The following is a 1,016-nucleotide window of genomic DNA, read 5'->3' as shown; positions in this document are numbered from 1 at the left end:
GGGTCGRAAACCGCCCTGCTCTTCACTGGGGAATCTGGGTGTGTTCATGAGGCACCTCGCAAAGAGTCGCTAAATGAAGACTCTGTACATTCGAGGTGCCGAGGGTGGTTGTCGTTCCAGTCAATCCGCAACCGTGGGTCGGCGGATCATCCGGGGATCAGGACGGCGCCTGCAAATGGCTGACTATTTCGTCCTTGACCTTCAGACGCTTCTCTTTGAGTTTTTTCAGTGCGTCGTCGCTGGGGGCGTCCGAGGTGGCCGTTTCGGCCTTGACCACGTCGGCGTCAGCCTGGGAATACTTGTTGATCAGTGAATCCAGTCGTGGATCCTGGGTGCGTTTTTGCTGGATCTCTTCCTTCGTGCAGCTCAAGTCCTGAAACAGGTCATGGGGAACCGGCATGGAACACCTCCGTCAGTTGATCGGCAGCCAACGCGACCGATGCGTCAGCCCGTATCAGAATGGCCTCGGTTGAGGGGTTCTGTCGACCACCTGTCAGATCAGCGGTGGCCGTTCGTCGCCCTGTCGTAAACGCGATCAAACCTTTGCCTGCGCCATTGCCTCCATTACATAACGTCAACAAAAACCTGTGTGGAGAAATACCAATGGACGGATTCAACCTGCGTCACCTCGTTCTCGCTGTCGCGTTGAGCAGCGGCATGGGGAGTGCCTTTGCCGCCACTTCCAACAGTTTCGTCGACAATGCCGCAGCCGGTGGCATTGCAGAGATCGAGACCAGCCGCTTGGCCCTGGAAAAAAGCCAGTCGGCCGACATCAAGGCCTTCGCCAACATGATGATCACCGACCACGGCAAGGCCAACGATGAACTGGCGAGCATCGCCAAGGCCAATGACATCGAGGTGCCGGACAGCACCACCCTGGTCAAGCAGGCCAAGGAGAAGATCCTCGACATGCGTGACGAATCCTTCGATGCGGCCTACGCCAACAACCAGGTCAAAGCCCACGAAGAAACCATCGAATTGTTCAAGAAAGAAGCGAACACGGTGACCGACGACAA

2 protein-coding genes are annotated in these 1,016 nt (G+C 56.7%); one reads left to right on the top strand and one right to left on the bottom strand.

Features of this window, described 5'->3' with window-relative positions; all coding sequences use genetic code 11:
* Window positions 1-157: 157 nt before the first annotated feature.
* Window positions 158-400 (bottom strand): DUF465 domain-containing protein, encoded by a 243-nt coding sequence (locus HT737_RS29305; protein WP_042559423.1) that lies wholly within the window; start codon window positions 398-400, stop codon window positions 158-160.
* 203 nt (window positions 401-603) lie between these two features.
* On the opposite strand from HT737_RS29305, the gene HT737_RS29300 reads away from it, so the two are divergent.
* Window positions 604-1,016 (top strand): DUF4142 domain-containing protein (locus tag HT737_RS29300; RefSeq protein WP_182404568.1); only part of this gene is annotated, 413 nt, incomplete at its 3' end.

Source organism: Pseudomonas sp. MD195_PC81_125 (genome assembly GCF_014060985.1).
GTDB classification, from domain to species: Bacteria; Pseudomonadota; Gammaproteobacteria; order Pseudomonadales; family Pseudomonadaceae; genus Aquipseudomonas; species Aquipseudomonas parakoreensis.
This window is presented reverse-complemented; position numbering and strand designations above follow the sequence as displayed.

Excerpts from the sequence above, each read along its gene's own strand:
- HT737_RS29305 (WP_042559423.1), bottom strand. The coding sequence starts at position 400 with ATGCCGGTTCCCCATGACCTGTTTCAGGACTTGAGCTGCACGAAGGAA.